This window comes from Pseudomonas sp. GM33 (assembly GCF_000282295.1).
GTDB classification, from domain to species: Bacteria; Pseudomonadota; Gammaproteobacteria; order Pseudomonadales; family Pseudomonadaceae; genus Aquipseudomonas; species Aquipseudomonas laurylsulfatiphila.
Map to the genome: position 1 here is coordinate 1 of NZ_AKJO01000116.1, position 24,783 is coordinate 24,783.

The 24,783-nt window shown below is 61.3% G+C and carries 25 protein-coding genes and 3 tRNA genes; 5 read left to right on the top strand and 23 right to left on the bottom strand.

Annotated features, from left to right (window positions below):
- Positions 1-94: 94 nt before the first annotated feature.
- The 3 genes from PMI26_RS08390 to PMI26_RS08380 all read right to left on the bottom strand — a co-directional run bounded on the left by PMI26_RS08390 (position 95) and on the right by PMI26_RS08380 (position 420).
- A tRNA-Leu gene (locus PMI26_RS08390) sits at positions 95-179 on the bottom strand.
- A gap of 56 nt (positions 180-235) precedes the next feature.
- Positions 236-311 (bottom strand) — tRNA-His (locus PMI26_RS08385).
- A 32-nt stretch (positions 312-343) separates the two neighbouring features.
- Positions 344-420, bottom strand: a tRNA-Arg gene (locus tag PMI26_RS08380).
- Positions 421-694: 274 nt separating this feature from the next.
- Here PMI26_RS08380 and folD point away from each other — a divergent pair.
- Positions 695-1,549, top strand: a complete 855-nt coding sequence (gene folD / locus PMI26_RS08375; RefSeq protein WP_007977124.1) for a bifunctional methylenetetrahydrofolate dehydrogenase/methenyltetrahydrofolate cyclohydrolase FolD — start codon at positions 695-697, stop codon at positions 1,547-1,549.
- A 237-nt stretch (positions 1,550-1,786) separates the two neighbouring features.
- A complete protein-coding gene (pbpG, locus tag PMI26_RS08370) occupies positions 1,787-2,725 on the top strand; it encodes a D-alanyl-D-alanine endopeptidase (protein WP_007977125.1) in 939 nt (312 codons plus the stop codon).
- 57 nt (positions 2,726-2,782) lie between these two features.
- Here pbpG and PMI26_RS08365 read toward each other — a convergent pair whose 3' ends face one another.
- From PMI26_RS08365 to PMI26_RS08360, 3 genes are all read right to left on the bottom strand, one after another.
- Positions 2,783-2,998, bottom strand: coding sequence for a hypothetical protein (locus tag PMI26_RS08365; RefSeq protein WP_007977127.1), 216 nt, complete (start codon positions 2,996-2,998; stop codon positions 2,783-2,785).
- Between the two features lie 17 nt (positions 2,999-3,015).
- The gene (locus tag PMI26_RS30825; RefSeq protein ID WP_007977129.1) at positions 3,016-3,222 is read right to left on the bottom strand and encodes a DUF6021 family protein; all 207 of its coding nucleotides are present in this window, start codon (positions 3,220-3,222) and stop codon (positions 3,016-3,018) included.
- A 95-nt stretch (positions 3,223-3,317) separates the two neighbouring features.
- Complete coding sequence (locus tag PMI26_RS08360) at positions 3,318-4,052, bottom strand: peptidase C39 family protein (RefSeq protein WP_007977131.1); 735 nt, start codon at positions 4,050-4,052, stop codon at positions 3,318-3,320.
- Positions 4,053-4,231: 179 nt separating this feature from the next.
- Between PMI26_RS08360 and PMI26_RS31655 the strand changes: the two genes are divergently transcribed.
- On the top strand, positions 4,232-4,399 hold the full coding sequence (locus PMI26_RS31655; protein ID WP_007977134.1) for a hypothetical protein: 168 nt from the start codon (positions 4,232-4,234) through the stop codon (positions 4,397-4,399).
- A 63-nt stretch (positions 4,400-4,462) separates the two neighbouring features.
- On the opposite strand, the gene PMI26_RS08355 is transcribed toward PMI26_RS31655, so the two are convergent.
- Positions 4,463-5,212 (bottom strand): TerC family protein, encoded by a 750-nt coding sequence (locus PMI26_RS08355; RefSeq protein ID WP_007977136.1) that lies wholly within the window; start codon positions 5,210-5,212, stop codon positions 4,463-4,465.
- A gap of 29 nt (positions 5,213-5,241) precedes the next feature.
- Positions 5,242-5,484: a hypothetical protein gene (locus PMI26_RS08350; protein WP_007977138.1), complete on the bottom strand. Its 243-nt coding sequence runs from the start codon at positions 5,482-5,484 to the stop codon at positions 5,242-5,244.
- A 135-nt stretch (positions 5,485-5,619) separates the two neighbouring features.
- Here PMI26_RS08350 and nhaR point away from each other — a divergent pair, with 135 nt between their 5' ends.
- Positions 5,620-6,519: a transcriptional activator NhaR gene (gene nhaR / locus PMI26_RS08345; protein WP_007977140.1), complete on the top strand. Its 900-nt coding sequence runs from the start codon at positions 5,620-5,622 to the stop codon at positions 6,517-6,519.
- On the opposite strand, the gene PMI26_RS08340 is transcribed toward nhaR, so the two are convergent.
- The gene (locus PMI26_RS08340; RefSeq protein ID WP_007977141.1) at positions 6,506-7,669 is read right to left on the bottom strand and encodes an MFS transporter; all 1,164 of its coding nucleotides are present in this window, start codon (positions 7,667-7,669) and stop codon (positions 6,506-6,508) included. The genes nhaR and PMI26_RS08340 overlap by 14 nt on opposite strands.
- A 458-nt stretch (positions 7,670-8,127) precedes the next feature.
- On the opposite strand from PMI26_RS08340, the gene sstT reads away from it, so the two are divergent.
- A complete protein-coding gene (gene sstT / locus PMI26_RS08335) occupies positions 8,128-9,360 on the top strand; it encodes a serine/threonine transporter SstT (RefSeq protein ID WP_007977143.1) in 1,233 nt (410 codons plus the stop codon).
- Between the two features lie 187 nt (positions 9,361-9,547).
- Here the strand turns inward: sstT and PMI26_RS08330 are convergent, their stop codons facing one another.
- The 14 genes from PMI26_RS08330 to PMI26_RS08265 all read right to left on the bottom strand — a co-directional run bounded on the left by PMI26_RS08330 (position 9,548) and on the right by PMI26_RS08265 (position 23,984).
- Entirely contained in the window at positions 9,548-10,057 is a 510-nt protein-coding gene (locus PMI26_RS08330; protein WP_007977144.1) for a DUF1993 domain-containing protein, read from the bottom strand.
- Between the two features lie 209 nt (positions 10,058-10,266).
- Positions 10,267-11,142, bottom strand: coding sequence for an SDR family oxidoreductase (locus PMI26_RS08325; protein ID WP_007977146.1), 876 nt, complete (start codon positions 11,140-11,142; stop codon positions 10,267-10,269).
- 162 nt (positions 11,143-11,304) lie between these two features.
- Positions 11,305-12,453: an acetyl-CoA C-acetyltransferase gene (locus tag PMI26_RS08320; RefSeq protein ID WP_007977147.1), complete on the bottom strand. Its 1,149-nt coding sequence runs from the start codon at positions 12,451-12,453 to the stop codon at positions 11,305-11,307.
- Between the two features lie 169 nt (positions 12,454-12,622).
- Positions 12,623-13,678: an acyl-CoA dehydrogenase family protein gene (locus tag PMI26_RS08315; RefSeq protein WP_007977149.1), complete on the bottom strand. Its 1,056-nt coding sequence runs from the start codon at positions 13,676-13,678 to the stop codon at positions 12,623-12,625.
- A gap of 10 nt (positions 13,679-13,688) precedes the next feature.
- Positions 13,689-14,855, bottom strand: coding sequence for an acyl-CoA dehydrogenase family protein (locus PMI26_RS08310; protein ID WP_007977151.1), 1,167 nt, complete (start codon positions 14,853-14,855; stop codon positions 13,689-13,691).
- Positions 14,856-14,865: 10 nt separating this feature from the next.
- Positions 14,866-15,621, bottom strand: coding sequence for an enoyl-CoA hydratase family protein (locus tag PMI26_RS08305; protein WP_007977158.1), 756 nt, complete (start codon positions 15,619-15,621; stop codon positions 14,866-14,868).
- 29 nt (positions 15,622-15,650) lie between these two features.
- Positions 15,651-16,718: an NAD(P)H-dependent flavin oxidoreductase gene (locus tag PMI26_RS08300; protein WP_007977159.1), complete on the bottom strand. Its 1,068-nt coding sequence runs from the start codon at positions 16,716-16,718 to the stop codon at positions 15,651-15,653.
- A gap of 2 nt (positions 16,719-16,720) precedes the next feature.
- Positions 16,721-17,593 carry an enoyl-CoA hydratase gene (locus PMI26_RS08295; RefSeq protein WP_007977161.1) on the bottom strand — a complete coding sequence of 291 codons (873 nt, stop codon included), beginning with the start codon at positions 17,591-17,593 and terminating at the stop codon, positions 16,721-16,723.
- Positions 17,594-17,618: 25 nt separating this feature from the next.
- Positions 17,619-18,407 carry an acyl CoA--acetate/3-ketoacid CoA transferase subunit beta gene (locus PMI26_RS08290; protein WP_007977162.1) on the bottom strand — a complete coding sequence of 263 codons (789 nt, stop codon included), beginning with the start codon at positions 18,405-18,407 and terminating at the stop codon, positions 17,619-17,621.
- Between the two features lie 12 nt (positions 18,408-18,419).
- Positions 18,420-19,301, bottom strand: coding sequence for a CoA transferase subunit A (locus tag PMI26_RS08285; protein ID WP_007977164.1), 882 nt, complete (start codon positions 19,299-19,301; stop codon positions 18,420-18,422).
- Between the two features lie 11 nt (positions 19,302-19,312).
- Positions 19,313-20,203 (bottom strand): VOC family protein, encoded by an 891-nt coding sequence (locus PMI26_RS08280; protein WP_007977166.1) that lies wholly within the window; start codon positions 20,201-20,203, stop codon positions 19,313-19,315.
- Between the two features lie 256 nt (positions 20,204-20,459).
- Complete coding sequence (locus PMI26_RS08275; RefSeq protein ID WP_007977168.1) at positions 20,460-20,819, bottom strand: DUF6124 family protein; 360 nt, start codon at positions 20,817-20,819, stop codon at positions 20,460-20,462.
- A 719-nt stretch (positions 20,820-21,538) separates the two neighbouring features.
- The gene (locus tag PMI26_RS08270) at positions 21,539-22,660 is read right to left on the bottom strand and encodes an LLM class flavin-dependent oxidoreductase (protein WP_007977170.1); all 1,122 of its coding nucleotides are present in this window, start codon (positions 22,658-22,660) and stop codon (positions 21,539-21,541) included.
- A gap of 139 nt (positions 22,661-22,799) precedes the next feature.
- Positions 22,800-23,984 carry an acyl-CoA dehydrogenase gene (locus tag PMI26_RS08265; protein WP_007977172.1) on the bottom strand — a complete coding sequence of 395 codons (1,185 nt, stop codon included), beginning with the start codon at positions 23,982-23,984 and terminating at the stop codon, positions 22,800-22,802.
- Positions 23,985-24,783 lie beyond the last annotated feature (799 nt).

Consider the following 24,783-nt stretch of genomic DNA (forward strand, 5'->3'; position numbering starts at 1 on the left):
AACTGAGCTACGCCCACCATATTGCCTGTTAAAGAAGCCAAACAACTTCTTTATTAAGTTCCAGCCAGGCCAACAGCCTGATTGAAGCTTTATTTGGTGCGGATGAAGAGACTCGAACTCTTACGCCTCGCGGCGCTGGAACCTAAATCCAGTGTGTCTACCAATTCCACCACATCCGCGGATGAAGCCGTTAAAGCAAAGGCGCCAGACTGTTAATCTGGCGCCTTTCGAAATATGGGGTGGACGATGGGGATCGAACCCACGACAACGGGAGTCACAATCCCGTGCTCTACCAACTGAGCTACGCCCACCATATCGCGTTACTTGTGCCAAAGCTGCCTAATGGCGCACCCGGCAGGACTCGAACCTGCGACCATCCGCTTAGAAGGCGGATGCTCTATCCAGCTGAGCTACGGGCGCCTTGTTAGCTGTACCCTTGGAGGACTACAAACTAAGTGCTTTCCAGTCTCGCAGAACCGTAATCCTGCTCAACCTTCTTAACCAGTGCTAGGCTGTGCCCGACAAGTGCGACGAATAGTATAGAGCCACCCGAAGGTCGTCAAATCCTTTTTAAAAAAAATTCATTTAATTAAAGGAGTTAGGGGAATTTGCAGACCAAGCGCCTTTGCCCTCACCGCATGACATGCGAGAATGCGTTCTCTTTTTTTCCCCTCTCGATGGTTAATCACGCGCAATGACTGCACAACTAATCGACGGCAAATCGATCGCCGCCAGCCTGCGCCAGCAGATCGCCCAACGTGTTACCGAGCGTCGCCTGCAAGGCCTGCGCACGCCCGGCCTCGCGGTGATCCTGGTCGGTAGCGATCCTGCCTCTCAGGTTTATGTCTCGCACAAGCGTAAAGACTGTGAAGAGGTCGGCTTTCTGTCCCAAGCTTATGACCTGCCTTCCGAAACCACTCAGGAAGCGCTGACCGAGCTGATCGATCGCCTGAACGACGATCCTGCGATCGACGGCGTTCTGCTCCAGCTTCCGCTTCCCGAACACCTGGACGCCTCCAGACTGCTGGAACGTATTCGTCCGGACAAAGACGTCGACGGCTTCCATCCTTATAACGTCGGTCGCCTGGCCCAGCGTATCCCGCTGCTGCGCCCATGCACCCCCAAAGGCATCATGACCCTGCTGGAAAGCACCGGGGTCGATCTTTACGGGATGAATGCCGTGGTCGTCGGTGCGTCCAATATCGTTGGCCGCCCGATGGCGATGGAGTTGCTGCTGGCCGGTTGCACCGTGACGGTCACCCACCGCTTTACCAAGGACCTGGCCGGGCATGTCGGCCGTGCGGACCTGGTCGTCGTCGCCGCCGGCAAGCCAGGCCTGGTCAAGGGCGAATGGATCAAGGAAGGCGCGATCGTGATCGATGTCGGCATCAACCGCCAGGACGATGGCAAGCTGGTCGGTGACGTGATCTATGAAACCGCCCTGCCCCGTGCCGGCTGGATCACTCCGGTGCCGGGCGGCGTTGGCCCGATGACCCGTGCCTGCCTGCTGGAAAACACCCTGTACGCCGCTGAAACCCTGCACAGCTGAGTTTCACCGCAGACGCTGACAGCGAATCGAAGAGCCCCGCCCTTGGCGGGGTTTTTTTTGCCTGCAAAACACGCTCGACCACCCGACGGAAAATGACATTTTTTTCATGTTTCTCAGGACTTTCGCCTGTTGTTTGAACAACCATCGACAGTTATTCAGCCATACTCCAGAATGTCGCGCTTTTTAAGAAATAGCCCGTTACAAAACGGCTTATCAACACTTTGTGAGTCTGCCAGCGTGAAAATCCGTCTTTCCATCCTGAGCCTATTTTTTGCAGTAACAGGGACTTTCCTCACGCCCCTCGCCAGTGCTGACGAGACCACCGCAGCGCCGCGAGATACGAAGACACTCAAGCTTGCTTCCGGCAGCTCCCTGCTGCTGGACATGCAGACCAACAAAGTCATCTATGCCAGCAATCCTGACGTGGTGGTGCCGATCGCTTCCGTCAGCAAGTTGATGACCGGTCTGGTCGTGGTTGAATCCCGGCAGAACATGGACGAATTCATCGACGTCAACATCAGCGACACACCGGAAATGAAAGGCGTGTACTCCCGGGTCAAGCTGCGCAGCGAGCTGCCGCGCCGGGAAATGCTGCTGATTGCCCTGATGTCCTCGGAAAACCGCGCCGCCGCGACTCTGGCGCACCACTATCCGGGCGGCTATGCCGCGTTCATCGCGGCCATGAACGCCAAGGCCCGGGCACTGGGCATGACCAACACGCATTTCGTCGAACCAACCGGTCTCTCCCCGCGCAACGTGTCCACTGCTCGCGACCTGAGCAAGCTGTTGATCGCCGCGCACAAGTACCCGTTGCTGACCGAGCTGAGTACAACCAAGGAAAAGACCGTTTCGTTCCGTAAACCGAACTACAGCCTGGGTTTCCGCAACACCGACCATTTGGTCCGCAAGCCGGACTGGGACATCCAGCTGACAAAAACCGGTTTCACCAACGAAGCAGGCCACTGCCTGGTGCTGGTGACCCGAATGAGCAACCGCCCGGTGGCCCTGGTGATCCTTGACGCCTATGGCAAGTACACCCACTTTGCCGATGCCACGCGCATGCGTAACTGGGTGGAGAGCGGAAAGAGCGCGGACGTGCCTTCCGTAGCCTTGCAGTACAAGGCAGACAAGAACCTCAAGCAGCGGCAGACCGGCGTGGTTGAAGCGTCGAAGTAACCTTGCTGAAGACACATGAAAAAGCCCCGATCACTCGGGGCTTTTTTTACCGGCTATTCAGTCGTTGGGCAGCGGCATCTGGTCATCATCCGGGATGCCGTCGCCGGTACTTGGATCTCTCCAACCCTTCGGCTTTTCAGTGGGCACCACTGTTGGCCGCGCCAGGGGATCGCGCAACGGGCTGTCCGGATCCATCACCGGGTCAGTGCTTTGCTCGGGAGTCGTGGGGACTGTTTCAGGACGTTTGTCGTCGAAACTGGAATCGGTAGACATACACACCTCCATTGGACCTAATGCTTCAGATCACCCAGTGGATCGTAGGGCTTGGCCGGAGCCTTGGGGTTGTCACCCGGCTTTACATCCCTCGGTGCCTTGGCGGGCCCGATCGGGTCGACCTGAGGGTCGGCAAGGTCCGGGGAATCGGGATCGAAACCCAGCTCATCGCCAGAGGAATGTTCAGACGAGTGCGGACCGACGGGCGTTGTGGAGTGAGCCATGGGTGCCTCCTGATCTCGGCCTGGAACAATGATCCGGGCCCTTGAAGATCAGAGGCTGGCGGCGAGCGATGGTGCCCGCCGGGTGACCAACGGACTTAGTGGGCGGCCAAGGCCTTTTTAGCCTTCGCGGCAGCCTGCTCCTGACCGGCCTGAGCCAGATCGTTGGCAGCCTTGAGCCAACGCTGGTGATCGACCTGAGCCGGGATTTGCGTCGGATTCTGGATCAGCACGGCCCAGCCACCGGCGTCCTTGAAGGCCGACACGAAGGCACTGAAGCTCATCAGTTCGCGGCGATCCATCCCTGCGCGCAAAAGGACCGTCTGCTTCTGGCGGTTGTAGCCGGCCAGAATGGCGTAACGCGGCTCGGCCCACATCGCCGAGCCCTCGGTGAAGCGCACCATCACCGGAAAACCGGCGGCGACCTGCGTCAACAAGGCAGCAAGGTTGCTGTCGAGGGGATAAACCACCATCCCGTACTCGCGGGCCAGGTTCTGCATGTTCTGTTGCAACTGCGCTTCGCCCCCCGGCAAATGCAAGGGCTTTTCGAGCAGGCCTGGAGTAATCACGATGCCCTGCTGGGACAGCATGCTGGCCAGCACCTGCGGCCCGCTTTGATACGCATCGCCCCGGTAGAATCGGCCGCTGAGCTCGACACGCTCCGGCAAACGCTTGATCTCGGGCGCAACACTCCCGGCGCAGCCCGCCAGACTTGCCACGCAACCGGCCATCAACATGGCCGACAAAATTCGAGAAAATACCCGCACCATCAGCTCTCTCTTGTTCAGGTTCAGACGCCAGGCAACCCCATCCCCGGCTCGGTCGTCGATCATAGGTCGCCGCGCTGCCCGGGTATAGCTCTAAACGGTAGTCGAGTGCATTCGATAGAGCGAACTGGTTGGTGACTGCCGACTTTCGGTCAATAGTCTGAAATGCATCAAGGGCTAGACTGATTGCTAAAGAGACGACAGCGAAGCGCGTGTGCCCGCAGCAGGGCAAAGAGGAGGCACAAATGAGCCTGACCATGATCATTGCGATGTTGATTGGCAGCTGGCTGGCAGTAGCCACCGCCATGCTGTGGGGCGTGCTGCGCATCACTCGCCGCCACCATCACCCTGCCCCCCCCGTCACGGTGCCAGAGGCGGACCAGACGCGAAGCCAACACGCCAACGCTCACTGACTTTCCTCACACAAACGAAAACGGCCGCCTGGGTTCAGGCGGCCGTTTCGTATTCATCTACCGTCAAGCGTCAGCGTTGACCTGCTTCTGCCTGGCCCGGCGGGACATCATGTTCAACACCTCGATCGAAGCCGAGAATGCCATGGCCGCATAAACGTAGCCTTTCGGTACATGGGCGCCGAAGCCTTCGGCAATCAGGGTCATGCCGATCATGATCAGGAAGCCCAGGGCCAGCATCACCACCGTCGGGTTGTCGTTGATGAACTTGGCCAGCGGATCAGCCGCAAACAGCATCACCAGCACCGACACCACCACCGCGATGATCATGATCGGCAAATGCTCGGTCATGCCGACAGCGGTAATGATGCTGTCGATGGAGAACACCATGTCCAGCATCAGGATCTGGCCGATCGCCGCAGCAAAGCCCAAGGTCACGGTGGATGTCTTCGACGTCGGATCATCCGGCGCCGGGTCCATGCTGTGATGGATCTCGGTGGTCGCCTTCCACAACAGGAACAGACCACCGGCGATCAGGATCATGTCCTTCCAGGAAAACGCGTGGCCGAGAATCTCGATCACCGGAGCGGTCAACTGGACGATGAACGCGATGGTGCTCAGCAGGCCCAATCGCAGGATCAGCGCCATGCCGATACCGATGCGCCGCGCCTTCTGTCGGTGTTGCTCGGGCAGCTTGTTGGTCAGGATCGAGATGAAGATCAGGTTATCGATGCCGAGCACGATTTCCATCACCACCAGGGTGGCCAGGGCAACCCAGGCAGTGGGGCTGGCGGCAAGTTGTAAAAGGTAGTCCATGGGTCAGTCCTGACTCGTTGTAATACGGTTTAGATTTCCTGGGAGGAAGATTCGGTTTTTTCCGATTCTTTTTCCGATGATTCTTTTTTGCTGAGCAACCCGCTGGAGGCATCGTTGAGTGCCTGTTCGGCAGCCTTGTGGGTATCGTCAATCGCCTGTTTGGCGCTTTCGGCGGCCTTGCCCATCAACTGTTGAGCGCTTTTCTCGGCCTGGTCGCAACCGGCCAATACCAGTAAAGATGTGATCAACAGCGCCGTGGCTTTAATTTTCATGATGCTTCCCTCGATAGAACGAACGGGACCGAAACGATGGCCCGTTGATAGCGATGCATTCTAGGGAAGCAAACACTTCAGGAAAATTCGTATTTTTACCGGTTATACTTCGTTTTTTACGAACTGTAGATCGCCATGCTCAATTACCGACAACTGCATTACTTCTGGGTGGTGGCCAAGACCGGCAGCATCGTGCGCGCCTGCGAACAGCTGAATCTCACGCCGCAAACCATCAGCGGGCAGATTTCATTGCTGGAACAGACGTTTGGCATCGAGTTGTTTCGGCGGGTCGGACGGCAACTCGAACTGACCGAGGCCGGACGCCAGGCACTGCCCTACGCCGAGCAAATGTTCCAGCTGGGTGGCGAACTGGAACTGATGCTGCGGGCACAACCCAATGAACAGCAGATTCTGTTTCGCGTCGGCGTGGCCGACGTGGTGCCCAAGTCCATCGTCTATCGCCTGATCGCCCCGACAATGGAGCTGAGCGAACCGCTGCGCATCACCTGCCGCGAGGACAAGCTTGAACGTTTGTTGGCCGACCTGGCGATCCAGCGCCTGGACCTGGTGATCTCCGACAGCCCGATGCCGTCGCACCTGGACATCAAGGGCTACAGCCAGAAACTGGGTGAGTGCGGAATCAGCTTCTTCGCCACCCCTGAGCTGGCGGCACGCTTCGGTCAGGACTTCCCGCGCAACCTGCACGGTGCGCCGCTGCTGATTCCCGGTCCGGAAACCGTGGTGCGCAGCCGTTTGCAGCGCTGGTTCGCCGAGCAGCAGATCCAGCCGCAGATTGTCGGCGAGTTCGACGATAGCGCCCTGATGCAGGCCTTCGGCCAATCCGGCAGCGGGATCTTCATCGGCCCGAGCGTGATTGCCGATGAAGTGCAACGCCAGTATGGCGTGCAAGTGATCGGCCAGACCGACGCGGTGAGCGAGTCGTTCTATGCCATCTCAGTGGAGCGCAAGGTCAAGCACCCCGGCATTGTCGCCATTACCGAAGGTGCCCGACGCGAGCTGTTTACAGCGCTGTAACCGCTTCGCGCGGCTTGAACGTCATCAGAGCGATGGCCAGCAGGATCGAAGCCAGAATGAAAGCGGCGGCGGCAAAGCCAAGGCCTTGCAGACCGACGCTGTCGATCACCCGGCCACCGATCATCGCGCCCAGGCCGATGCCGAGGTTGGCCCCGGCGATGTTCAGCGACGCGGCAAATGCCGGCGCTTCGGGCGCGGCTTTCATCAGGCGCACATGGCTGACCAGGAACAACGCCGCCTGAGTCACACCCCAGATGCCCATCGCCGCCGCCAGACCGAGCGGCGAATGGATGTTCGGCACCAGCGCCACCAGGCCGGCAATCATGAACGCGCAGAACATCATCGACGCCATCAGCGGATTCCGATCCACCGCCCGGCCGCCCAGGGAGTTACCGATCAACCCGACCGCGCCGAAGCCCATCAGGCACCAGCCGACCACGGTGCCGTTGAAGCCGGCCAGACGCTCGAGGATGTCGGCCAGATAGGTATAGGCCGTGAACATGCCGCTGAACACGATCACCGACAACAGCACATGACCGAGCATCAGCGGGCTGCGCAGGATCTTGAACTGCGACAGGAAGCTCACCTGATGCTGGTGCAGATTGGTCCTGGGCAAGTAGATAAACAGCAGCAACGCCTTGGCAAAGGCGATGACCGCCAGAATCGCAAAGGCACTGCGCCAGCCGAACGCATCGGAAATCAGCGTGCCCACCGGAATGCCGAACACCGTGGCGCAGACAATGCCGAAACCGATCTTGGCGATGGCGCGACCGGCGTAATCCGGCCCGACGATGTCCACCGCCGTCTCGCTGGCCAGCGCCCAGAACACCGGCAGCCCCAGCGCCGGAATCAACCGGGCAAACGCCATCACCCAGATGTTCGGCGCCAGCGCCGCCAGCGTATTGGCCAGGCCAAACAGGATCAGCACCGAGATGAACAGCTTGCGCCGTTCGAAGCGGGCGAACCAGGCCGTGAGGAACGGCCCGAACGCGGCCACGGTGAAAGCGAACAAGGTCACCAGCAAACCGGCCTGCGGGATGCTGACCTCCAGGTCCCTGGCGATCGCCGGCAACAGGCCAACGATGATGAATTCCGTGGTCAGCACCGTGAAACCGGCGGCAGACAACAGAAGAATGGGCAACAACCGCATGCACAACTCCAGAAAACGACGACACCAGCGATAGCCCGAAGGCCCACTGGCAGACATGAAAATGAGGATGGCGAATCTTAACAGAGTGTTTTCGGATGCGGTTGCACGAACCTGCAATTCGCGTTGAAGACCAAGGCCAGTTCGTCACAGGTCTGAAGGATCGTACCTGCGCTGTGATAAAGTCCGCGCCCTGAAAAAAGTACACCCTGTGGTTAGTGTCCGATCGGTTAGTCGAGACACTGAACCCGTGGCGAGGGAGCTTGCTCCCGCTGGGCAGCAAAGCGGCCCCAAAAAATGGGCCTGCTGCGCAGTCCAGCGGGAGCAAGCTCCCTCGCCACAGGAATCAACGCTGGCATTAGCCCTGTGTTTCCTTCTCGGTTTCCTGCCTGCGGCCTGCCCTGTTTGTTGCCGCAAACCTGCGAAACCATGCATTAATAAAAAATCAGAGATGCTGTTTTATGACTGCTTCATCCCCTTCTCTATTGCACCGCCTTAAACGCTTGAGCCTGGTCACGCAGATCGTGATCGGCCTGATCGCCGGTATTGCCCTGGCCCTGTTTGCCCCCGACGTGGCCAAATCCACGGCGTTCATCGGCAAAGTGTTTGTCTCCGCGCTGAAAGCCGTCGCGCCGATTCTGGTGTTCGTGCTGGTCATGGCGTCGATTGCCAACCACAAGCACGGCCAGGAAACCCACATCCGGCCGATTCTGTTCCTGTATCTGCTGGGCACTTTCGCCGCCGCCGTGGTCGCGGTGGTTGCCAGCATGACGTTCCCGTCGAGCCTGGTGCTGTCGACCCAGGACGTTGCAGTCACTGCACCGGGCGGGATTGGCGAAGTGCTGCAAAGCCTGTTGCTGAGCGTGGTCGACAATCCGGTCAGCGCCCTGATGAACGCCAATTTCATCGGCATTCTGGCGTGGGCCATCGGCATGGGCATCGCCATCCGCCATGCCGGCGACACCACCCGTGAAGTGCTGGGCGACCTGTCCAACGGCGTGACCGTGATCGTGCGCCTGGTGATCAGCTTCGCTCCGCTGGGCATCTTCGGCCTGGTGGCCTCGACCCTCGCCACCTCAGGCTTCGGCGCCTTGATCGGCTACGCGCACCTGCTGGCCGTGCTGCTGGGCTGCATGCTGTTCGTGGCACTGGTGATGAATCCGATCATCGTGTTCTGGAAACTGCGCCGCAACCCGTACCCGCTGGTGCTGACCTGCCTGCGCGAAAGCGGCATCACCGCCTTCTTCACCCGCAGTTCGGCGGCGAACATTCCAGTCAACCTGGAACTGAGCAAGCGCCTGGGCCTGCACGAAGACACCTACTCGGTATCGATCCCGCTGGGTGCGACCATCAACATGGCGGGTGCGGCGATCACCATCACCGTGCTGACCCTGGCGGCCGTGCACACCCTGGGCATCACCGTGGACATTCCGACCGCGATCCTGCTGAGCGTGGTCGCGGCGATCTGCGCCTGCGGCGCTTCGGGTGTAGCCGGTGGTTCGCTGTTGCTGATTCCGCTGGCCTGCAGCCTGTTCGGCATCCCGAGCGAAATCGCCATGCAGGTGGTGGCGGTCGGTTTCATCATCGGCGTGTTGCAGGACTCGGCGGAAACCGCGCTGAACTCGTCCACCGATGTGCTGTTCACCGCGGCGGCTTGCCTGGGTGAAGAGGCAAAAACAGAACGCCTGGCCTGACACAAATCCCTGTGGGAGCGAGCTTGCTCGCGATAGCGGTGGGTCAGTCAACATCAATGTTGAAGGTTACACCGCCATCGCGGGCAAGCCCGCTCCCACAGGGTCAGCGGTGTATTTGAAACATATGCGTGTATGAAAAAGCCCGCCAAGGCGTGAACCTTGGCGGGCTTTTTTGTACCTGGGCGGTTTAGAACGCGCCCATGTAGTCGCGCTTGCCCACTTCCACGCCATTGTGGCGCAGCAGTGCGTAAGTGGTGGTGACGTGGAAGAAGAACTGCGGCAGGCCGTAGGTCAGCAGGTAGGCTTGGCCACTGAAGCGCTTCTCTTTCGGCGTGCCCGGACGGGTGACGATCTCGATGCCTTCCTTGCCGTTGATCTGCTCCGGCGTGAACTCGCCGATGTAAGCCAGAACTTTGCTCAGCAGCGCTTGCAGTTCGGCGAAAGTGGTTTCGGTGTCGTCGTACTTCGGCACTTCAACTTCGGCCAGGCGCGAAGAAACACCCTTGGCGAAATCAACGGCGATCTGCACCTGGCGCACCAGCGGGAACATGTCCGGGAACAGGCGCGCTTGCAGGAAGGCGTTAGGGTCGATGTTTTTTTCGGTGGCGTGAGCCTCGGCCTTTTTCAGTACATCGCTCAGGGCGTTGAGCATTTGCTGGAAAACAGGCACGGAAGCGTCGTACAGGGAAATGGTCATGGCAGGTCTCGTGTGATGACGGGAAGATCGCGGGAAACCTGTGGGAGCGAGCTTGCTCGCGATGGACGTGAACGATAACGCGTTCTGTCTGAATACACGCATCGCGCTGGAGTCCATCGTCGGAACGCCGCCCGGAGCAAGCTCGCTCCCACAGGGGTTCGATTTTGGCCGATTATAGCCGTGCGCCGCCCATCTGAGACCGGTCTTTTTCAGCTGCCGTACACTTTGGCCGCCGGGACCGCTTGCGTCAGCAGTTGCGCGACGGCATCGCCCATCTCGCCAACCGCCCAGCGGCCCTGCCGATCCAGTTGCGGGCCACGGCGCCAGCCATCGGCGATCGACAACTTGCCGCCCTCGACTTCGAACATCTGCCCCGTCACCTCGGCGGACGCCTCGGAACCCAGCCACACCACCAGCGGCGCGACGTTTTCCGGGGCGAAGTAATCGAAGCCCTCTTCAGGCTTTTTCATGGTGTCGGCGAACACCTGCTCGGTCATCCCGGTCCGCGCGGCCGGCGCCAGGGCGTTGGCGGTGATCCCGTAACGACGCAGTTCAGCCGCCTGCACCAGCGTCAGCGAGGCAATACCGCCCTTGGCCGCCGCGTAGTTGGACTGGCCGATGGAACCCTGCAAACCGGCGCCGGAACTGGTGTTGATGATCCGCGCATCGACCTTGGCGCCGCCCTTGGCCTGCTCACGCCAGTACTTCACGGCGTGGCTGGAAATGCAGAAGTGGCCCTTGAGGTGCACGGCCACCACGGCGTCCCAGTCGGATTCGCTGAGGCTGGCGAACATGCGGTCGCGGCAGATGCCGGCGTTGTTGACCACCACGTTCAGGTCGCCAAAGGTTTCGATGGCCTGGCGTACGATCAGCCCTGCCGAGTCGTAGCGGGTGATGTCGTCGCTGTTGGCCACGGCACTGCCGCCCTGGCCGAGGATTTCGCCGACCACGGCCAGGGCCGCTTCGTGGTTGATGTCGTTGACCACCACTTTCGCGCCTTCGGCAGCGAACGCCATCGCGTAGGCCCGGCCCAGACCACCGCCGGCGCCGGTGATGATCACGACGCGGTTTTCACAGATTTTCATGTTCTAAATCCTTCAAATTCATCACTACTCGCCACAATTTCCTGTAGGAGCGAGCCTGCTCGCGATGGTCGTTAACGAATACGCGGGGTATCTGAATAACCGCGTCGTTCTTGAGTCCATCGCGAGCAGGCTCGCTCCTACAGGATCGGTGTACATCCTGGTTTACAAGCGTTCGATAATCGTCACATTGGCCTGCCCACCGCCTTCGCACATGGTCTGCATACCGAAGCGTCCGCCGCTGCGCTCCAGTTCATGCAGCAGGCTGCACATCAAACGGGTGCCGGTAGCGCCCAGCGGATGACCGAGGGCAATTGCACCGCCGTTGACGTTGGTCTGTTCGTGCGGATAGCCGGTCTCTTTCAACCAGGCCATGGCCACCGAAGCGAAGGCTTCGTTGATCTCCACCCGGTCGATGTCTTCGAGCTTCATGCCGGCACGCTTGAGCGCGTAGGCGGTGGCCGGGATCGGCGCGGTGAGCATCCAGATCGGGTCTTCGGCGCGCACGCTCAGGTGATGGATGCGGGCCCGTGGCGTCAGGCCGTAACGCTTGAGCGCCGCCTCCGAGACGATCAGCATCGCGCTGGCCGCGTCGCAGGTCTGGCTCGACACCGCAGCGGTGACCCTGTCGCAGCCGAACAGGAATTCCAGCTCGGCCATTTTTTCCAGGCTGGTCTGGCGCGGCGTTTCGTCATGCAGCACACCGGCCAACGGCACGATCTCGCGATTGAAGCGGCCTTGCTCGATGGCCTGCAAGGCCCGTCGGTGGGACTCCAGCGAATAGGCTTCGAGCTGCGCCCGGGAAAGGTCCCACTTTTCGGCGATCATCTGCGCCGAACGGAACTGCGTCGGTGGTTGCGCGCCGTAGCGCCGCACCCAGCCTTCGGAGCCGCTGAACGGATCGGTGAAGCCCAAGGGCTCGGCAACGATCATCGCCGAGGAAATCGGGATCTGGGTCATGGTCTGCACGCCACCGGCGATGACCACGTCCTGGGTGCCACTCATCACCGCCTGGGCGGCGAAGTGCACCGCTTGCTGGGACGAACCGCACTGGCGATCGATGGTGGTGCCCGGCACCGATTGCGACAGGCCGGCCGCCAGCCAACTGGTGCGGGCGATGTCACCGGCCAGCGGGCCAATGGTGTCGACACAGCCGAAGATCACATCGTCGTAATCCTCGTCGGGTATGTCATTGCGCTCGACCAGCGCGCGTAATACGTGGGCGCCCAGGTCGGCGGCGTGGATCTGGCTCAAACCACCCTTGCGCCGCCCGGTGGGCGTGCGCAGGGCGTCGACGATATAGGCTTCAGGCATGGTCTACCTCGGTGAAGAAATTGAAATCTGGTATTGAGAGCGCCGAAAAACCTGTGGGAGCGAGCTTGCTCGCGATGAGGCCGACACATCCGACATTGATGCCATCTGACGCACCGCCATCGCGAGCAAGCTCGCTCCCACAGGGGGGGGCGTCACTCTTACTGACGGGTTAAAACATACTGCCCGCACCCAGCGCCGGGTTGCCGTCGAACAACGCCGCGCGAATCCGTCCTTTGTGACGACCGCGATCGCCCCAGACCTTGTCCAGCGCCCAGGCGCGTTTCATGAACAGATGCAGGTCGACTTCCCAGGTGTAACCCATGGCGCCGTGGGCCTGGATGGTGTTCTTCGCCGCCAGCATGGCCGCTTCCGCCGTTGCCAGCTTGGCGTGGGACACCAGCACGTCCTGCCCCGGTTGCTGCTCGGCCAGCGCATAAGCGGCGCGGTACAGCGGGCCTTTGGCGAACTCGATCTGCACCGCGACGTTGGCCATCAAATGCTTGACCGCCTGGAACGAGCCGACCGGCTTGCCGAACTGCTTGCGCTCGAAGGTGTAGTCCACCGCCAGGTCGACCATGCGTTTGGCCAGCCCGAGCAATTGCGCTGCGCTGGCGAGGGCGCCACGGTTGAAGGCGGCTGCCCACAGTTGCCTTCCTTGTTCGCCGCTGGCCACGCAAGTAGCGGAAGTCGGCGTCCATTCGACCTGGAACAGTTGACGGCTCGGGTCGACCGACTCATTGCGGGTCAGGCACACGGCGTCGCGCTCCAGTGCATGCACTTCATCGCCATGGGTTAGCAACAGCAGATCGGCAACATGGGCATCGCTGACCAGCGGGTTACCCGGTTCAGAAACGGCCAGACGTGCACTGCCCTCGGCGACCCGCGCCAACCAGTATTGCTTGAACGTCGCGTGTTGCTCATCGAGGGCGGCGAGCAACGGCACGCCCACCAGCATGGTGTCCACCAGCGGTTCGGGCAGACCGGCATAACCGCATTCCTGGGCAATCAGCACGAAATCCAATTCATTCATGCCCATGCCGTCCTGCGCCTCGGGCACGGTCAGTGCGGTCAGGCCCAGTTCCACCAGTTGCGCCCAGAGCCGCTCACTGCGCCCGCTGTCGCTCTGCCACAGTTCGCGAATGCGTTCCGGGGTGACTTCGTTGATCAGGAAGCTGCGGACGTTGTCCTGAAACAGCAGTTGGTCGCGGCTGAAACTAAAGTCCATGGTCTATTCCTCAGGCACGCGGCATGCCGAGCATGCGTTCGGCAATGATGTTGCGCTGGATCTCGTTGGTGCCGGCGTAGATCGGCCCGGCCTGGGCAAACAGGAAACCGTCCAGCCAATGGCCGACGTCACCGGCGGCCGGGGCGTGCGGCAGCAGCTCGCCACGCAGGCCAAGAATGCTCATGGCGGTGTCGTGCATGCGCTGGTCGAGTTCGGACCAGAAGATCTTGTTGGTCGACGACTCCGGCCCGATCTTGCCGCCCTGCACCAGTTGCGAGGCGGTCATGTAGGTGCTCAGGGTGTAGGCCTCGGCATCGAGCCAGGCGCGCATCACCGCCTCACCGATGGCCGGATCGCGGTCGGCCTGCTCGCGGTTGGCCAGGTACAGCTGCACCAGACGCTTGGCGGTTTCCTGGAAACGCGCCGGCGAGCGCAGCAACAAACCGCGCTCGAAACCGGCGGTGGACATCGCCACGTGCCAACCCATGCCTTCGCCGCCGAGGGCGTTTTCCACCGGCACCTTGACGTCGTCGAAGAAGATCTCTGCAAATCCGGGCAAGCCGTTGAGCTGCGGAATCGGGCGCACGGTGATGCCCGGTGTATTCAACGGCAGCAGGATGAAAGTCAGGCCGTGATGGCGCTGGGACTGTGGATCGGTACGGAAAATACCGAACACCCAATCGGCCCACACCGCGCGGGTCGACCAGGTCTTCTGGCCATTGATCACATAGTGGTCACCCACCCGTTCCGCCTTGGAGCGGATCGCCGCCATGTCGGAACCGGCACCCGGTTCGGACCAGGCCTGGGCCCAGATGTCTTCGCCGGTGGCCATGCGCGGCAGAAACCGTGCCTTTTGTTCTTCGCTGCCGTACTCCATCAGGGTCGGACCGAGCAGGAAGATACCGTTCTGGTTGACCCGTGCCGGCGCCCCGGAACGGTAGTATTCCTCTTCGAAAATCAGCCATTCGATCAGGTCGCAGCCGCGCCCGCCGAGTTCGGTCGGCCAGGTGACCATGCCCCAACGGCCTTCGTTGAGCTTGGCTTCCCAGGCGCGGTGCTCGGCAAAGCCCTGTTCGGTGTCGAACGATTGCAGCGGTTCACTCGGTACATTGGCCGCCAGCCAGGTTCGCGCCTCGGCACGAAAGGCCTGCTGGGCCGGGGTATAAGTCAGGTCCATGGATATGCCTTCAGCCGTTGAATCGGGCATCGCGTTTCTCGACGAACGAGTCGCGTGCTTCCTGAGAGTCCAGTGAGCGGTAGGCTTCGAGGGTGAAGCCCTGCTCCCAGCGGTATTTGTCTTCCAGATTGCCGTCTTCGATGCCGGTCAGCGCTTCCTTGGCCAGGCTGATCATGCCCGGGCTCTTGGCGGCGATGGTACGGGCGATCTGCAACGCGGTTTCGCGCAAGTCTTCACGCTTGACCACCCGTTCCACGGCGCCCAGACGGTAAGCCTCGGCGGCGTCGATCGGCTCGCCGGTGAAGTACATGTGGCGGACTTTCTGCACCGGAAACAGGCGCTGCAAATGTGCGCCGCCGCCCATGGCCCCGCGATCCACTTCCGGCACGCCGAAGGTGGCGCACTCGGACGCGACAATGATGTCGGCAGCGCCGCAGATGCCGATGCCGCCGCCCAGCACGAAGCCGTGCACGGCCACGATCACCGGTTTCGGGTTGCGGTGGATGGCCTTGAAGCTGTCGTAGTTGCCCTTGTTCACCGCGACGATCAGGTTGCCGTCGGCAGCGAGTTCCTTGATATCGACCCCGGCGCAGAAGCCGCGACCTTCGGCATGAATCACGATCACCCGCACGTCGTTGTTGCGGCCCAGCCCCTCGATCTCGCTGGCGATATCTGCCCAGCCCTGGTTGTTGAAGGCGTTGACCGGTGGCCGGTTGAACACCAGTTCGGCAATGCCGTTATCGATGCTGACGCTAAATGGTTTCATGGTTTCCTTCCTTCACAATGCATGGCCCCTTACGACACACGGCGGCACAGCTCGCCCAGGCGCGCTTCGGCGTCGCGGACGATCTGTTCAATCAATTGGGCGCAGCTGGGCAAGCTGTCGATGGATGCGGCGATCTGCCCGGCGGGCAGCACGCCCGCGGCCGGTTGCCCGTCGACCATGGCTTTCTGGATCACCATCGGCGCGTTGGCGGCCATGATGCTTTGCGCGGCGGTCAGCTCTCCGGCACCGCGCATCTTCAGCGCGCTGGTCAGCAGTTGCGTCAGGCTCATGCCGGTGTGGCGGCGGTAGGCCAGACCACTCTGCAAGGCCAGCAACAGGCGCTTGAGACCGCCGCTGTTTTCCAGCTGGTCGAGCAACTCGTTGCGGATCATCCGTTGCGGCATGCCGTCGATGGCGCGGCTGATGATGATCGCCGCCGGGTCCTTGACCGCCAGGTAACGCGCCAACGTCGCCTGCGGCACCGGGCTGTCGGCGCACATCAGAAAACGCGTGCCCATGGCGATGCCTTCGGCACCGTAGGCCAATGCAGAAACCAGCCCCTTACCGTCCTTGAAGCCGCCCGCCGCCACCACCGGCACTGAGACTGCGTTGACCACTTGATCGAGCAGCATCAAGGTCGGCACGGAACCGGTGTGCCCACCGCCCTCGCCGCCCTGTACCGTCACCGCATCGGCGCCCATTTCCACGGCTTTCTGCGCATGCTTGAGCGCGCCGACCGTGGGAATGCACACCACGCCGGCATCTTTCAGGCGGCTGATCATTTGCTTGCCCGGCGAACGGCTGTAGCTGACCGCACGGACTTTGTGGCGCAACACCAGCTCGACGATCTCGCCGGCATTGGCCTGGTACATGTGGAAGTTCACGCCGAACGGCTGATCGGTCAGGCGCCGGGTTTCGAGGATCGCCGCTTCCATCTGCTGCGGTTCGATGGTCGCCCCGGCGAGAAAACCGAAACCACCGGCATTGCCCGTGGCCGCCACCAGCTTCGGGTCGGCGACCCAGCCCATGGCAGTCTGGATGATCGGGTAGCGGCAACCGAGCAGCTCGGTCAGGCGGGTATTCAACGAAATCGCCATGCTCACGCCCCGCTCGTTTTGCGTTGCGAACTGGCCATGGCCTTGGCGTCGTAGCCGCCGAGGCGGTCACCGGACACCAGTTCGTTGTGGGCGTGGGCGAAGTGATGCAGGCCGAACACCATGTCCATGGTCGCGCGCTTGCCCATCAGGTCTTCGGCGTTGTTCACCGCTTGCTTGCTCAGTTGCAGGCCCAGACGCGGCATCTGCGCGATGCGCCCGGCGATGTCGAGGGTCTGTTGTTCCAGCTCGTCGCGCGGCACAACCCGATTGAGCATGCCCATCTGATAGGCGCGCGGTGCCGGCATGCGCTCGCCGAGGAACAGGAATTCCTTGGCGATGCGCGGGTTCAATTCATGCACGTGGGCGAAATACTCGACCCCGGGAATGCCCATGCGCACCACCGGATCGGCGAAGTACGAATCCTCGCTGGCGACGATCAGGTCACAGACCCAGGCCAGCATCAGCCCTCCGGCAATGCATGCGCCCTGGACCATGGCGATGGTCGGTTTGGGCATCTCGCGCCAGCGCCGGCACATGCCCAGGTAGACTTCCTGCTCGCGGGCATAGAGAAACTCGCCACCCGGTTTGTTCACATGGTCGTACCACAGGCTGGCGCGATCGAAGCTCTTGTCGACGTCGCGGCCCGGGGTGCCGATGTCATGCCCGGCGGAGAAATGCTTGCCCGCGCCGCGCAACACGATGACCTTCACTTCATCGTCATCGCAGGCCCGGCGAAACGCCGCGTCCAGCGCATAGGTCATCTGCGAGTTCTGTGCGTTGTGGTACTCGGGGCGGTTCATGGTGACGATTGCCACCGCATCGCGCACTTCGTACAGGACCACTTCGGCCTCGTTCTTGTCGTTATGTTCAGCCATCACTTGTCTCCGAAAACGCGGGCGCTCAGCGCTGGCCTGGCGGGTTGTCTTTTAGCTGCAGGGCGCGCAGGTTGTGCGGGTCCAGACGCTGGATCAGTTGCAATTGCTCGGTGGTCGGGGCCGCAGTGGTCGGGCAGTCGTCCGGCACGTTCAACTCGAAGCCCGTGTTGTCCTGGACCTGTGCCGCCGTCACGCCGGGATGCAGCGAACGGATGCGCATCTGCCGTTGCGGGCCGAGGAAATCCAGGACGCACAGGTCGGTGATGATCAGGCGGATATCGATGTCGTCCAGCCTCCAGCCGCGCGCCAGGCGGGCCGGGTTGTAGCCGACCGAGGCGACCATATCGACCTCGCCTTCGACGAACACCCGACGGTTGTGGCTTGGCACGCAAAACGAGTTGGCGTGGCTGATCGAGTTGCCGGGGAAGCCGCGCACACCGAGCATCTGTGCCTTGGGCTTGGCGTAGTCGCCGATGCAGGAAATGTTCGCCTGGCCAAAGCGGTCGATCTGGGTCGGGCCGACCAGTGCATGGCGCTTGCCGCCCCAGACGTTGTCGAAAATTCGCGAAAAGCCCATCCAGCTGTCGCGCTTGGGCTCGTAGCCCTTGCGTGCGCCCAAAGGCACCGGTTCGGCGACCATGTAGGCTTCGGAGTCGGTCATCAGCAGTTGCGGGTTGCTGGTCAGCATGGCCAAGGATGCCGCCAGACGCGGGATCACGCCGATGCCGGTGGCCAACACTTCGCCGTCTTCGCGCCAGGCTTCGGACGCGGCGCAAATCATCAACTCAGCGAGGCTGTAATCAGTAGTGCTCATCGGAAGGCTTCCTTAGAAAATCGGCAACGGCAGTTCACGGATCGCAGCCAGGCCGCCAACCTTGTCCAGGTACTGTTCGTGGGTGCAGTCGACGTAATCGCGCACGTAGCCCTCCCAGCCATCGGCGGCCTGCACCGTGGCGTTGTAGGCCTTGAAGTGCGCGACATCGAAACCGTACAGCGGCGCGCAGGACGACGGATGTGCACCGCCCGGCACGTGGGCCACGGCGGTGGTCAGGTTGCGTTCCCAGAACACCTGATGGGCATGGGCGCTGTCATGATGGAAGTAGTCGCTGTCGACCAGTTCATCGCAGGTCACGTAGCTGTGGGTCGCGGCCCGCACGAACAGGTCGTCCATGTAGTGATCCGGGCCGCTGATCTGGCACACACCGCGTTTGTCGGCACGGTCGACATGCACCAGCGCCGCGTCGAGCTTGAGCGCCGGCATCGCCACCCAGTCCTTGCCATCGGCGTAGGGTGAGGCGATCAACTTGATCTGGCGGTTGTGGCGCAGCACGTCGGTGCCCAGGCCCACGGCGGTCGGAATGAACGGCACATTCATCGCCGCCGCCCGCAGGCCGAGCAGTAGCATGCCTTCGTCGATTTCCATCACGTCCAGCGCTGCTTCCTGGCGCGCCTTGCGGAAGTACGGCTCCAGCGGAATGAAATCCAGGGAGACGAAGGCGAACACCAGTTTCTTGATCTTGCCGGCCGCGCAGAGCATGCCGACATCGGCGCCACCATAGGCGACCACAGTCAGGTCCTTGAGGTCCGAGCGCAGGATTTCGCGCACCAGCGCCATCGGCTTGCGGCGCGGCCCCCAGCCACCGATACCGATGGTCATGCCGTCACGCAGTTGGCCGACGATCTCGGCGGTGGTCATTTGCTTGTCCATCGTCATGTTCCTCATTGGCGACCGACACTGAAGTCGTGGCCCCAGTGACTGACCACGGTGCTTTCGAACGGCGTGTGGCGGTCCCAGTCGACCACCAGGCCATCGCAGCCGTACTCCAGGTCAAACCCGGACGGGGTCTTGATGTAGAAAGAAATCATCTGGTCGTTGGTGTGCTGGCCGAGGGTGGCCGACAGCTTCACGCCGTTGGCGTGGACGCGATCCAGGGCGCGGCCGACTTCGTCCAGCGCGTTGACCTCGACCATCATGTGCACGCAACCGTGGGGCATCGGGCACTCGAAAATCGCCAGCGAGTGGTGGCGGCCGTTGTTGCAATGCAGGAAGTGGATGCGCTTTTGCGGCTCGGCCGGGTCCGGGGTGAAGCGGACTTTCATCAGGTCCGACAGGCCGAAACCCATCACCTGTTCGTAGAAGTCGCGGCAGCGTTCGAAGGCGGGTGCTGGCAGCACCACGTGGCCCATGCCGAGGTCGTTGGTGACAAAACCTTTGACGCCCACCGGCGAAACGAAACGGGCGAAGTCCTGCAGCGGGCCCCAGAAAATTTCGTGACGATTGCCATCCGGATCGCTGAAGTGCACCAGTTCCTGAACCTTGCGCAGCTCGGCCTCGGCGGCGGTGCCACGAGTCACTTGCACGTCGGCCTGTTGCAGCTCGCTGACCGCCTGTTCCAGGGCCGCTTTGCCGGCCACTTCCCAGCCGCAGGCACCGAAACCGTTCTCGGCACTGTTCTGCACCAGCACGCGGTAATGACGCTCGTCCATTTTCAGGTACAAAAGCTCATCGTCGCCGCTGACCATCATGCCCAGCACCTGGCTTGCGTAGTGGCGCCATTGCGCCAGGTCGCTGGATAACAGGGTGACGTAACCCAGACCGCGGATATCCATGGATGCACTCCTCGTTTTACTCAGGCGGTGCCGCCCTTCGGCGACTGCCGGGGGAGACTTTATGTAAGGCCTATTCAAACGGGTTCGGGGAGGGGCAACATCGTCCGATGGGACTAGCGGATTTGATGGGGTTCACGCAATAAACTGTGGGAGCGGGCTTGCTCGCGAAGGCGGTGTGTCAGTCAACATAGATGTTGAATGTACGGGCCTCTTCGCGAGCAAGCCCGCTCCCACAGGGGGCAATGGTGTGGCGGGTTTATGCGACCGGTTCGATTTGATCGAGCACGCGGTTCGCGGTGATTTCGGCGAGCATGACGCTGTTGGAAATGCCCAGAAGGGCATTGCGGTCTCCGCCCTCCAGATGATCCACCAGTTGATGCACCATCACATCCACCGAGGCCAACGTCTCGACCAGATAGACCACCAGGGTTTCGGTCGTGGCCTCTGGGTCGACGCTGAACAGCGTGCTGATTGTTCGAGGGGTGGCCTTGATGTCGGCGGTCGAGGGGAAGTGGGAAGCGAGGGCTCGCTCGGCGGCTTCGTTGAGTTTTTTTGAATCGGGTTCGTATGGGGATGCCGGATCGGTGTCCGGCGGATTGGGCGTTACCTTGAACATTTACGACTCTCCAATAATGTGGAGCCGTCACCGACTTGCGACTAAACGAGAGGTGGCAGCTGTACGCAGGTTAGTCGACCGGGGAGAATCGAAACCGGCGCGCCCGAAGGCGCCCTGCGCACAGCTACCATAAAGTGCAGGCATGAAATGACCTGACTGTCTGGATGCAAATGCGCTTCGATTGACCACGGGCGACTAAACCCGATCACTGATGGGCAGTGACACGAATCAAGTTACCGAGCGGCCCCAAGGCGCACAAGCCGGCGGATTCTGGCGTACCTGTAGGCAACGACGCAAGGCGTTGTAGCTTTCATCAAGTAACACTGACAGCCGTTAAACAGCCCACGTTTAAAGGCCAAATCGGTAACGCGAACTTGCGCAATAACCTGTAGGAGCGAGCCTGCTCGCGATGGTCGTCAACGATAACGCTGCAAGTCTGACACCACGCGGCGTTCTCCGGTTTATCGCGAGCAGGCTCGCTCCTACAAGGGGTATGTGGTGTTCAATCTTATTCGGCAGGCATAAAAAAACGGGCCTTGGGGACCCGTTGGAAAGTTGGCCTGACGTCCGTGCCAGGCCTGAAATGCGATCAACTGTGGGAGCGAGCTTGCTCGCGATGGGGCCACACCAGTCAACATCGATGCTGAATGTAAGACCGCTATCGCGAGCAAGCTCGCTCCCACAGGGGGATGCGGTGTTCACGCCTTTAGCGTCAACTTTCAGCCCTTGCGGAAGTGCGGAATCACCTTCTCGCCAATGTTCTTCAGCGTCTCGAGCTGCGCCCACTGCGGCACGGTGCCCATCTGGCAGATGAACAGGATCTCGTCGGCGCCGGCGTCGATCAGGCGTTGCACGTAGCCGATGCAATCCTCGACGGTGCCGTAGGCGTGGTTCGGGTTCATCATCGCCATGGTCGGGTCGGAGAAGTCGACGCTGACTTCTTCGGAGGCGAAGCGCGACTTGATCACGCTCTGGCCGTTGCCGTCGACGAAGGTGTCGTCCTTCCACTTCTCAGGATCCGGACGCTCGCCACCGCCGTACCAGTAGCCCAGGGACTCCATGAAGTAACGCTGGCCACGGATACCGATGCGGCGCGCTTCTTCGTTGTCGTCCAGCACGATGGCCGGGCACAGCGCGGCGATGTGCCGGTTAGGGCGGAAGCCCACTTGCTTCTTCTCATCGCGGTTGTCGTAGGCCGTGTGATACACCTCGACCTTCTTGGCGATTTCTTCCGGGCCACCGAAGCCCAGCACCAGCGCCCCCATGCCACGACCGCCGGCATTCTTCAGCGACTCGGTGTTGGTGCACGCCAGGTACATCGGCGGGTGCGGGTCCTGATACGGCTTTGGATGGATCGGGCGCTTGGGGATCTGCACGAAGTCGCCGTTGTGCTCGATCTCGTCCTGCACGAACATCTTCGGGATCAGGTACATCATCTCGTCGATCTGCGGCTGCAAGGTCGCCAGGTCGTAGCCGAAGGTGCCGGCTTCCTGCTGGGTGCCGCCCTTGCCCACGCCGAAGTGCACACGGCCCTTGGACAGCAGGTCGAGGGTGGCGATGCGCTCGGCGACTTTCACCGGGTGGTTCATTGCCGGAGGCAGGCAGACCACGCCGTGGCCGATGCCGATGCGCTCGGTTTTACCGGCCACGAAAGCCAGCATGGTTTCCGGCGCGGACATGTGCGAGTAGTTGCTCAGCGCCGTGTGCTCTACACACCAGAAAGTGTCGAAGCCGAGCTTGTCGGCGAGGACGGCCTGCTCGACCGTGTCTTGGAAAATCTTGCGGTCGCCTTCGCGGCTGGAGTCCACCGTCTGGGCTTCGTAAATCAGGGAAAATTTCATGGTTGATCCTTGTGCTTATTTGGATGCGCAGTCGGCGCCGTAGACCTTCGCCTTACCGCCAATGCTCGTGCATCGACGGGGCGCTCGAATCACGCAAACGGACTAGCCCGTTTCATAGAAAAAGAGCTGTAGGGAAGCATCAGAGGAAAAAGTCGCTGCTGTCCTGCCCCATGCTCACGCCTCCCAGATTCCAGGCGTACTTGGCCGGGCTGTTGGCGACGTGGGCGCGACCGGTGTGAATGTCGCGGAAGGCACGGTTGATCGCATGACTGCGGAAGATCGTCGAGGCACCGCTGTTGAACATCAGGTCGCCAACCGCCTTGGCGCACTTGTCGGCCACCAGCGCCGAGTCGTAACGCATCTTCACCCGCTCGGGCATGCTCAACGGCTCACCCTTTTGCGCGCGCCCCAGCATCAAGGCAAAGTTGCGATGCAGCACGGTCTTGCACTCGTCGACGCAGACCATGGCATTGGCCAGCGACGATTGCGCGGCCGGGTCCTGGACCATCTTGCGACCGTCATTGACTCCGACCCGAGCGCGGTTGTGCTCGACAAACTGATCCACCGCACCTTGCAGGGCACCGATGGCGGACGACGACACCGCACGCACGAAAATCTGCCCGAACGGCAGGCGGAACAAGGGCGCAGTGTTCACCGAGTTGCCCGGACTGTTCTGCATGAAACCGTCGAGCGCGCGATGGGTGCGGTACTCGGGAACGAAGGCGTTCTCCACCAGAATGTCGTGGGAGCCGGTGGCTTCCAGGCCCATGACATTCCAGTTGTCGAGAATCTGGTAGTCACTGCGCGGCACCAGGAACGTCCGATAATCCGGCGCCCCGCCCGCCTCTTCCGCCGGCACCAGCGCACCGAGGAATGCCCAGTCGCAATGCTTGCTGCCGGAAGAAAAGCCCCAACGGCCGCTCAACTTGAAACCACCGTCGACTCGCTCAACCTTGCCCACCGGCATATAGGAAGACGAGATCAGCACACTGGAATCGCTACCCCAGACATCTTGCGCGGCGCGGTCGTCGAACAGCGCCAGCTGCCAGTTATGGATCGCCACCACCCCCAGCACCCAGGCCGAGGACATGCAGCCTTCGGCCAGGGTCATCTGCACGTCGAAGAAATCCTTGGGCTCCAGCTCATAGCCTTCCCAACGGGAGGGTTGCAGGATGCGAAAGAACCCGGCATCGTGGAAATCCTTCAGGGTTTCTTCAGGCAACTGCCCGGCTTGCGCGGCATTCAGGGCGCGTTCACGCAGGATCGGCACCAACTCACGGGCACGTTGGCTCAGACGCTGGCGAATCAGGTCTTGGTTGAGCATTTTATTGTTCTCCTTTGTTCACCCCATCCGCCGGGGCGCGCGTGCAACGGGGCGGGTGTAGTGCCCCTACGCTGGCATTCAAACAATGCGCAAAGCGGCGGGCATCCCTCAAACGGACCATGTGGGATTGCGGAACTGGTCTCTGGGGGTGTATCTGAAAGGGATGTGCTTGCTGGCAGGCCGTCTTCGCGGGCAGACCCACATTGAGCTCCCTGTTTTACTCGAGACTTGTGGCCACTGAAGATCACTGTGGGAGCGAGCTTGCTCGCGATGGCTTTGTGTCAGGCGGCATGGATTTTTGAGGGTGTACCTATCCGTTTCTGCGGTAACGGCCGCTTAGGGTTCCGCTCTTACAGCGGGTCACTTTGAAAAGCGCAAAGTAACCAAACGCTCTTGCCCCTGACATTCGGTGCCTCGCCTAGGCTCGGCATGCCCTCGCGAGCAAGCTCGCTCCCACAGGTACTCAGTACATCAGCAAGATTTCGGTCAGCTTGCAGGCCGTCTTCGCGAGCAGGCTCGCTCCCACAGTTGATCCGGGTATGCCTGCGAGAGATTGGTCGGCTGTCAGACCGCCTTCGCGGGCAAGCCCGCTCCCACAGTTGGACTGGGTACATTCGAAAGAAATTGGTCGGCTGGCAGGCCGCCATCGCGAGCAAGCTCGCTCCCACAGAAGAGCAGAGCAAAGCAGATCGGCGTACACCCATGCTTCTCACCACTCATCAGGCCGAGCGTTAGCTCGCCTGCAGCTCTTGATCTTGATCCACCCGCCCCCTCGGAAGGCTGAGTGGAGGGGTTCATC

Excerpts from the sequence above, each read along its gene's own strand:
- PMI26_RS08365 (WP_007977127.1), bottom strand. The coding sequence starts at position 2,998 with ATGTCTACCGATTCCAGTTTCGACGACAAACGTCCTGAAACAGTCCCC.
- sstT (WP_007977143.1), top strand. The coding sequence starts at position 8,128 with ATGACTGCTTCATCCCCTTCTCTATTGCACCGCCTTAAACGCTTGAGC.
- PMI26_RS08355 (WP_007977136.1), bottom strand. The coding sequence starts at position 5,212 with ATGGACTACCTTTTACAACTTGCCGCCAGCCCCACTGCCTGGGTTGCC.
- PMI26_RS08315 (WP_007977149.1), bottom strand. The coding sequence starts at position 13,678 with ATGGACTTTAGTTTCAGCCGCGACCAACTGCTGTTTCAGGACAACGTC.
- PMI26_RS08275 (WP_007977168.1), bottom strand. The coding sequence starts at position 20,819 with ATGTTCAAGGTAACGCCCAATCCGCCGGACACCGATCCGGCATCCCCA.
- PMI26_RS08320 (WP_007977147.1), bottom strand. The coding sequence starts at position 12,453 with ATGCCTGAAGCCTATATCGTCGACGCCCTGCGCACGCCCACCGGGCGG.
- PMI26_RS08305 (WP_007977158.1), bottom strand. The coding sequence starts at position 15,621 with ATGAAACCATTTAGCGTCAGCATCGATAACGGCATTGCCGAACTGGTG.
- PMI26_RS08325 (WP_007977146.1), bottom strand. The coding sequence starts at position 11,142 with ATGAAAATCTGTGAAAACCGCGTCGTGATCATCACCGGCGCCGGCGGT.
- PMI26_RS30825 (WP_007977129.1), bottom strand. The coding sequence starts at position 3,222 with ATGGCTCACTCCACAACGCCCGTCGGTCCGCACTCGTCTGAACATTCC.
- PMI26_RS08360 (WP_007977131.1), bottom strand. The coding sequence starts at position 4,052 with ATGATCGACGACCGAGCCGGGGATGGGGTTGCCTGGCGTCTGAACCTG.
- PMI26_RS08290 (WP_007977162.1), bottom strand. The coding sequence starts at position 18,407 with ATGAGCACTACTGATTACAGCCTCGCTGAGTTGATGATTTGCGCCGCG.
- PMI26_RS08270 (WP_007977170.1), bottom strand. The coding sequence starts at position 22,660 with ATGAAATTTTCCCTGATTTACGAAGCCCAGACGGTGGACTCCAGCCGC.
- PMI26_RS08330 (WP_007977144.1), bottom strand. The coding sequence starts at position 10,057 with ATGACCATTTCCCTGTACGACGCTTCCGTGCCTGTTTTCCAGCAAATG.
- folD (WP_007977124.1), top strand. The coding sequence starts at position 695 with ATGACTGCACAACTAATCGACGGCAAATCGATCGCCGCCAGCCTGCGC.
- PMI26_RS08295 (WP_007977161.1), bottom strand. The coding sequence starts at position 17,593 with ATGGCTGAACATAACGACAAGAACGAGGCCGAAGTGGTCCTGTACGAA.
- PMI26_RS08350 (WP_007977138.1), bottom strand. The coding sequence starts at position 5,484 with ATGAAAATTAAAGCCACGGCGCTGTTGATCACATCTTTACTGGTATTG.
- PMI26_RS08285 (WP_007977164.1), bottom strand. The coding sequence starts at position 19,301 with ATGGACAAGCAAATGACCACCGCCGAGATCGTCGGCCAACTGCGTGAC.
- PMI26_RS08310 (WP_007977151.1), bottom strand. The coding sequence starts at position 14,855 with ATGGACCTGACTTATACCCCGGCCCAGCAGGCCTTTCGTGCCGAGGCG.
- PMI26_RS08340 (WP_007977141.1), bottom strand. The coding sequence starts at position 7,669 with ATGCGGTTGTTGCCCATTCTTCTGTTGTCTGCCGCCGGTTTCACGGTG.
- PMI26_RS08265 (WP_007977172.1), bottom strand. The coding sequence starts at position 23,984 with ATGCTCAACCAAGACCTGATTCGCCAGCGTCTGAGCCAACGTGCCCGT.
- PMI26_RS08280 (WP_007977166.1), bottom strand. The coding sequence starts at position 20,203 with ATGGATATCCGCGGTCTGGGTTACGTCACCCTGTTATCCAGCGACCTG.
- PMI26_RS08300 (WP_007977159.1), bottom strand. The coding sequence starts at position 16,718 with ATGGCGATTTCGTTGAATACCCGCCTGACCGAGCTGCTCGGTTGCCGC.
- nhaR (WP_007977140.1), top strand. The coding sequence starts at position 5,620 with ATGCTCAATTACCGACAACTGCATTACTTCTGGGTGGTGGCCAAGACC.
- PMI26_RS31655 (WP_007977134.1), top strand. The coding sequence starts at position 4,232 with ATGAGCCTGACCATGATCATTGCGATGTTGATTGGCAGCTGGCTGGCA.